Here is a 7172-nt window from a genome sequence, read left to right on the forward strand (position 1 = left end):
CGAGCGACGCTCGGTAGCTGACGGCTCAGGCTACCTCCATGCCACCGGCGTTGTCACCGCAAGCAAAGCGCCTTCACCCGACTTACAATCGCTTGATCTTTCGCTAATTCTGCCTGTCCGCCGCACCTCGACGTGCGCGGCATCACGAGACTCACCATGGATATCGACCAGTACATGACCGACCTCGGCCGCCGCGCCCGCCAAGCTTCACGGGCGATGGCACGGGCGTCGACGGCGGCCAAAAACGCCGCGCTCGCGGCTGTTGCGCAGGGTATCGAACGCGATGCGGCGCTGCTGAAGGAAGCCAACGCGCGCGACGTCGCGCGGGCTCGCGAGAAAGGCCACGACGCCGCGTTTATCGATCGTTTGACGCTGTCGGACAAAGCGCTGAAGACGATGGTCGAAGGTTTGCGGCAGGTCGCCGCGCTGGCCGATCCGATCGGCGAGATCAGCAATCTGAAATATCGGCCGAGCGGGATTCAGGTCGGCCAGATGCGCGTGCCGCTGGGCGTGATCGGCATCATCTACGAATCGCGTCCGAACGTGACGATCGACGCCGCCGCGCTGTGCCTGAAGTCGGGCAACGCGACGATTCTGCGCGGCGGTTCCGAAGCGCTCGAATGCAATACGGTGCTGGCGAAGTTGATCGGCGAAGGGCTGGAAGCCGCCGGCTTGCCGCAGGACGCCGTGCAAGTGGTGGCCACGTCGGACCGTGCGGCCGTCGGCAAGCTGATCACCATGACCGAATTCGTCGACGTGATCGTGCCGCGCGGCGGCAAGAGCCTGATCGAGCGCTTGATGAACGAAGCGCGCGTGCCGATGATCAAGCACCTCGACGGCATCTGCCATGTGTACGTGGACGACCGCGCGGATCTGGCCAAGGCGCTGACCGTCTGCGACAACGCCAAGACGCACCGCTACGGCACCTGCAACACGATGGAAACGCTGCTGGTCGCGCGCGGCATTGCAGCCGAAGTGCTGCCGCCGTTGGGCAAGCTGTATCGCGACAAGCAAGTCGAACTGCGCGTGGACGCGGCGGCGCGCGCGGTGCTGGCGGACGCGGGCGTGGGACCGCTCGTCGATGCCACCGAGGAAGACTGGCGCACCGAATATCTCGCGCCGGTGCTGGCGATCAAGGTGGTCGAGAACCTCGATGCGGCGATCGATCACATCAACACGTACAGCTCGCAGCACACCGACGCGATCGTCACGGAAGACCACGATCGCGCCATGCGCTTCCTGCGCGAAGTGGATTCGGCGAGCGTGATGGTCAACGCATCGACCCGTTTCGCGGATGGTTTCGAATTCGGTCTGGGCGCGGAAATCGGCATCTCGAACGACAAGCTGCATGCGCGTGGGCCGGTGGGACTGGAAGGGCTGACGTCGCTGAAGTACGTCGTGCTCGGGCACGGCGAAGGCCGGCAATAAACAAGAGGAACGCTGATGCTTTGGGTAAAGACGTTTCACATCGTTCTGATTGCTTCATGGTTCGCCGGCCTGTTCTATTTGCCGCGCATCTTCGTCAATCTGGCGATGGAAACGGAACCCGCGGCGACGGCGCGTCTCCTGACGATGGCGCGCAAGCTGTTTCGGTTCATGACGTTTATTGCGGTGCCGGCGTTGGCTTGTGGACTGTGGTTGTGGCTGGTGATCGGCATTGGGCGTGGGCAGGGGTGGATTCACGCTAAGGTTGGTGTGGTGGTGCTGCTTCTGATTTATCACGCTTATTGTGGCGTGCTGCTGCGGACGTTTGAGCGTGGGGAGAATCGGCGCTCGGATAAGTGGTATCGGATGTTTAATGAACTGCCGGTGCTGGGGATGTTGGCGGCGGTGGCGTTGGTGGTGATTAAGCCGTTTTAGGACGGCGGTTGGTCGGGTGGGTTGTTCAGGTTGCGGGCTATGATCTTGTAGAAGGGTGGTTTGCTGAGTTGTTCGGCGAACCACCCTTTTTTATTGTTGGCGTTGGGGTGCGGCGCGGTGTCCTAGGCCGAATGGCTAGCTCGGTTGCCAGCCTATATTGGGACGGCCAATGCACGTGCGGGCTGATTTATAATTTCCGAACCATCGGCACCAACCGGTGGTCTGGTTTAGCAGCCAGTCGTTCCAACCGCACACCCGTCCAGGCGGGTCGTGCGTCTGCTGCTGCACGTCTATATTTCTATGGGCGGGCTGTAGTGGGAGAGCCGCAAGGCTCGCTGGTTTGTTGGAACGCCAGTCTGCTAACCCGCTACGTGCCCGCTCACCCTCCTTGCAAGCGAGTGTCGGGCGATCCAGGTAAGTCTTAGGGAGATCGCACCATGAGCAAGTCCAACAAAAAGCAACCCGCATCACGCCCGCCAGTGGATGCCTTGCAGTACGAAAAGCTCGCCATGTCGGCATTCGGTTCGTGCGAACGACAACTGACTCAACTCAACAGACTGGCCACACTTGCGACCTCGATATATAGGAATCCTGCACTGACGAACCACGAACGACGCAGCAGGCAAGTGCTGCTCGAGTTGCTGGTGGAGGCGTGCGAGGAATACGAGCGAGAAGTGGAATGCGACCGCGAGTTGTATCAGGTGATTGCGCTTGATGCGCGTGGGATTGCTCATCGCCGGATTACGGCTGGTGCTGCGGCGAAACTTCTTGCGAAAGCGGGGAAAGAAGCAAAGAAGGACCATGCGATCGTCGCAGGAAACGTGACAGCGACGCGCAAATCGGCACGGAATCCGGCCGATGCAGCCGTTGGTGCGACTGCGCACTGAGATGGCCCACAAATACGCTCAGCACGTTTCCACGCCGCGCTAAAGTCGGCAATGCAGGTGATCGTGCGCGGCGGGGTCGTGCGGCTGCCGGCAAGCTGTCCACGATGACCTAATCCGTCGACGTGATCGTGACGCGCTGCCCGCAGCGGGGCGGCGCATCCTTTCCAACCGGCTGGACGCTTCTGGTCACGCGGGTTCGCATCTATTTATCTCAACTCGAATCAACTCATGTGACGTCGCTCGCCGTACGCCAGGAATGCGCGACGAAAATTGCGTCAATGCGTTTGCGCGCTCAACGCAGATTCGCCGTTTTGACTTGCGTTATTAATTGCAGACCGTACACCGATGTTTAATTTAAAGCACGATTAATCGCGGCTTCGATTAAGACTTTTCCGAAGCAATGCGCAATAGTTTCGCCACAAATGTCTGACGCCTAACAGGTGTCACCGCTGACATTCCGCGGCCCACAGTTCAGCACATTCCTATTGTCCGCGCGTCTTGCGCAACGGACGTCTGCACCTTTTCATCTCTCAACTGCCGACAGCGCTGTCGCTGTGACAGTTGCACAAACAATCTGCACTCGAATCTCTCGTCTCCTTTGTCTGAAATGCCCGCGCTTCTGAAAGGGAGTTTTAGTCCTTGTCTGATTCTGTCTGTTGCTCTCGTCTCATATTCTGCAAATCGAACATTAGCAAAGCACGACGGCACTAGCCACGCTTAGCTCGATGTCGGGCCGCAAACGTGGCTGTCGTGTTTTTAATTTTTTTACCGTGAGTATTCATGAACAAGAATCGATTTCGCCGGGTATTTAGCAAACGTCTCGGCATGCTGGTCGCTGTTGCAGAGAATGTGGCGAGCCAAGGCAAACAGGCGGGCGAAAGCTCCGCAGCCGGCGTAACCGGCCGCGAACTGGGCGTCATTTCAACAATGACCACCACGGCACTCGCGCTGCTGGTATTTCACCCTTCCCTGAGTCAGGCGCAGTCGCTGCCCACCAATGGCCAGGTGACAGCGGGTCAGGCGAGCATCTCGCAGACCAATCCGAACACGATGACCATCAATCAGGGTACGCAGCGTACCGTGATCGACTGGAACTCGTTCAACGTGGGGAAGGACAACACGGTCCAGTTCATTCAGCCGAACGCACAGGCGCAGGCGCTAAACCGCGTGACGGGCGGCGTGGCGTCGAACATTCAAGGTTCGCTGCTGGCCAACGGTCAGGTGCTGATTCAGAACGCAAACGGCGTGCTTTTCAGCAAGGGCGCAGTGGTGAACGTCGGTTCGCTGCTGGCGACGACGAAGTCGATCGACTCGAACGCTTTCATGGCCGGCAATCCGCTGGCACTGAAGTCCACGGGCACGAACGCAAGCGTGGTCAACGACGGTTCCATCCAGGCACTCGGCTACGTGGTCATGGTCGGCGATCAGGTGCGCAACAGCGGCACGATCACGACCGCGCCGGGCGGCCAGGTGGCGCTCGCCGCAGGCGACAGCGCGACGGTTGCGCTGCCTAATGGCCAGGGCATCATGCTGACGCTGACGAATGCGTCGGCTAACGCGCTGGTGGAAAACAGCGGCAACATCCTCGCCAACAATGGCTCGGTGCTGCTGACGGCACGCGGCAAAGACACGCTGCTCAACACGGTCGTGAACCTCTCGGGCGTGACGCGCGCGGGCACGGTGGTGGCCGATGCAGGCGCGACGGGTGACGTGGCGGTCACGGGCAAGATCGATGCATCGAACAAGGCGGCTGGCGGAGTGGGCGGCACGGTGGTGCTGTCGGGCGATCGCGTGGGCATGTTCGGCAATGCAACTGTCGACGTGAGCGGCGACGCGGCTGGCGGCAAGGTCATCATGGGGGGTGACAGCCTGCATCAGCTCGATGGCACGCAGGCGATGGGCATGCTGCAGGATGGCGTGCACTTCGCGAACTACACGCAGGTCGACAGCGGTGCGACGATCAAGGCTGACTCGGCGCGTGGTAACGGCGGCTTCGTGGAGACGTCCGGCCATAGCCTGGACGTTCAGGGTACTGTGAGCGCGGCGGCTGCGAACGGCAAGGCCGGGCAGTGGCTGATCGATCCGACGGATGTGACGATCAGCACAGGCGCGGACGCCAATTACAGCGGCAACGTGACGGGCGGCTTCAGCGGCGGCGCGAACACGAGCGCGACAGTGAAGAACACGACGATCAGCAACGCGCTGAACGCGGGCACGGACGTGACGATCACGACGGCGAGCTCGGGCACAGCCACCGGCAATATCGTGCAGCAGTCGGGCGCTGACATTACGAAGACGGCCGGCGGCGCGGCGAATCTGGCGCTGGCGGCCAACGGCAGCATTCAGCTCAACGGCAACATCACGTCGACCAGCAACAAGCTGAACCTGAACCTGACCGCTGACATGAGCGGGAACCACAATGGGTCGGCGAGCATCCGGGGTGCCAACACGGACCTTAACGGCGGCAGCCTCACCATTTCGGGTAACACCCAGAACGGGAACGGTCTGGATGGTACGACTGGCGTCTACCTGACAGGCAACATCGCGAACGTCGGCGGCGGCTCGATCACGGGTGCGGCGAACACGGGTGCGGGCGTATCCTTCGGTGGAAACTTCACGCAGACCAGCGGGGTCATGCACGTTACCGGCACGTCGAACACGAGCCACGGCGTCTTGTTCGGGGTCTCACATACCACCGTCACGAACCAGGCAAATCTGAGCGTGACCGGTACCTCGAACAGCGGAGTTGGGATCTACGGCTATGTGTATGGCGGCAATGAGGCCACCGTCTTCACCGCAGCCGACAACGCGACGGTGTCGCTGGATGGTCACTCTGCGAACGGCGGCGGTGTGATGCTTGGAGACGGTCTCTATGGCGCCTTGGCAGCTGTCAGCGTATCCGACAATGCAGTCGTTAACGTCAATGGCACGAGCACCGAAGGTGTCGGCGCGTACGGACACGCCATCACCAACGTTTCAGGGCATGGGGTATTGAACGTCAACGGCACGTCAATGAACTCTACCGGCGCGGTATGGGGCGAAAACCCCTACGGCACGAATTCGAGCATCAATCTGTCGGAAGACGGAGCGTTTCATATCAACGGCCACAGCACGAACGGATCAGGAGTCTACGGAGACACGCTGATCAACGTTTCCGGCAATGCATCGCTGGACGTGTCTGGTACGAGCACGACCGGCACGGGCGCGTCGCTGAGTGTGACGGGCAACGTGACGGGCAACGCATCGCTGGACGTGAGTGGGAATAGCACGAATGGCACGGGCGCGTCGTTGAGTGTGACGGGCAACGTGACGGGCAATGGATCGCTGGGCGTGAGTGGGAATAGCACGAATGGCACGAATGGCACGGGCGCGTCGCTGAGCGTGACGGGCAACGTGACGGACAATGCATCACTGGGCGTGAGCGGGAATAGCACGAATGGCACGGGCGCGTCGCTGAGTGTGACGGGCGACGTGACGGGCAATGGATCGTTGGACGTGTCTGGTAACAGCACGAGTGGCACGGGTGCGTCGCTGAGTGTGACGGGCAACGTGACGGGCAATGGATCGCTGGGCGTGTCTGGTAACAGCACGAATGGCACCGGTAGCTTCATGTCGGGTTCCCTCAACATGTCGCAGAACAGCACGCTAAATCTCAGTGGGCGTTCTGTGAACAATGACGGCGTAGATTTCAGTGCCTGGACCACCGGATTTGACGACACGGGGCGGCCGCAAGGTGCGACGGCTGGAATCTCGCATGTCAACATGACCGACAATGCCGCGGTGACGGTCAATGGTCAGTCCCAGAATGGCACGGGCATCGCGGACTATGTCGTCTACAACATGACGGACAATGCCAGCATCACGTACAACGGTACGGGTGGCAAAGCCGGCGTAGTTGATTGGTCCAACCTGAGCGTGACTGGCAATGCTACAGCCACCGTCACCGGTACCGGCGCCACGCAGGCGGGCGTTGTGACGCCAAGTATGAATGTCACCGGGAATGGCGCTGTACATATTTCCGGCGCTTCCGACAGTGGCGATGGCGTCGCCCAGAACTACAAGGACAACGCTAACGTCTCTGGTAATGGCACGATCGACATCACCGGTCAGTCCAACACCGGCGACGGCGTCGAGATGCGCATGAACGGAGCGGTCATTGAAAACGGCACCCTGAACATCAGCGGTACGTCCAACGCAGGCGCCGGTGTCAACCAGAGCAACGGGACGATTATCATTGCGGGCAACGGCACCACTGACATCAATGGTGCGTCTGCAAGCAACGAAGGTGTACTGCTGAACGGCAACACCAGCGTGAGTGAAGACGGCACGTTGAACATCTCCGGAGAATCGACCAATGGTTCGGGTGTGATCGAAGGCGCCAACGGCTCGATCAACATCTCGGGCAACGGCGCAGCCGACATCTCG

4 protein-coding genes are annotated in these 7172 nt (G+C 60.6%); all 4 read left to right on the forward strand.

Annotation, left to right across the window (positions count from 1 at the left end):
• The first annotated feature begins 156 nt into the window (after positions 1-156).
• Positions 157-1428, forward strand: coding sequence for a glutamate-5-semialdehyde dehydrogenase (locus PQR54_RS35480; RefSeq protein WP_408254016.1), 1272 nt, complete (start codon positions 157-159; stop codon positions 1426-1428).
• A 15-nt stretch (positions 1429-1443) separates the two neighbouring features.
• Positions 1444-1860 (forward strand): CopD family protein, encoded by a 417-nt coding sequence (locus tag PQR54_RS35485; protein WP_012434331.1) that lies wholly within the window; start codon positions 1444-1446, stop codon positions 1858-1860.
• Positions 1861-2297: 437 nt separating this feature from the next.
• Positions 2298-2747: a hypothetical protein gene (locus tag PQR54_RS35490; RefSeq protein WP_408254018.1), complete on the forward strand. Its 450-nt coding sequence runs from the start codon at positions 2298-2300 to the stop codon at positions 2745-2747.
• A gap of 780 nt (positions 2748-3527) precedes the next feature.
• The coding region (locus PQR54_RS35495; protein WP_408254020.1) for a beta strand repeat-containing protein at positions 3528-7172 on the forward strand (3645 nt) is incomplete at its 3' end.

The sequence above is a fragment of the Paraburkholderia phytofirmans genome (assembly GCF_046028095.1).
Classification (GTDB): domain Bacteria; phylum Pseudomonadota; class Gammaproteobacteria; order Burkholderiales; family Burkholderiaceae; genus Paraburkholderia; species Paraburkholderia phytofirmans_A.

Coding starts and splice junctions, on each gene's coding strand:
- PQR54_RS35480 (WP_408254016.1), top strand. CDS start 157: ATGGATATCGACCAGTACATGACCGACCTCGGCCGCCGCGCCCGCCAA.
- PQR54_RS35485 (WP_012434331.1), top strand. CDS start 1,444: ATGCTTTGGGTAAAGACGTTTCACATCGTTCTGATTGCTTCATGGTTC.
- PQR54_RS35490 (WP_408254018.1), top strand. CDS start 2,298: ATGAGCAAGTCCAACAAAAAGCAACCCGCATCACGCCCGCCAGTGGAT.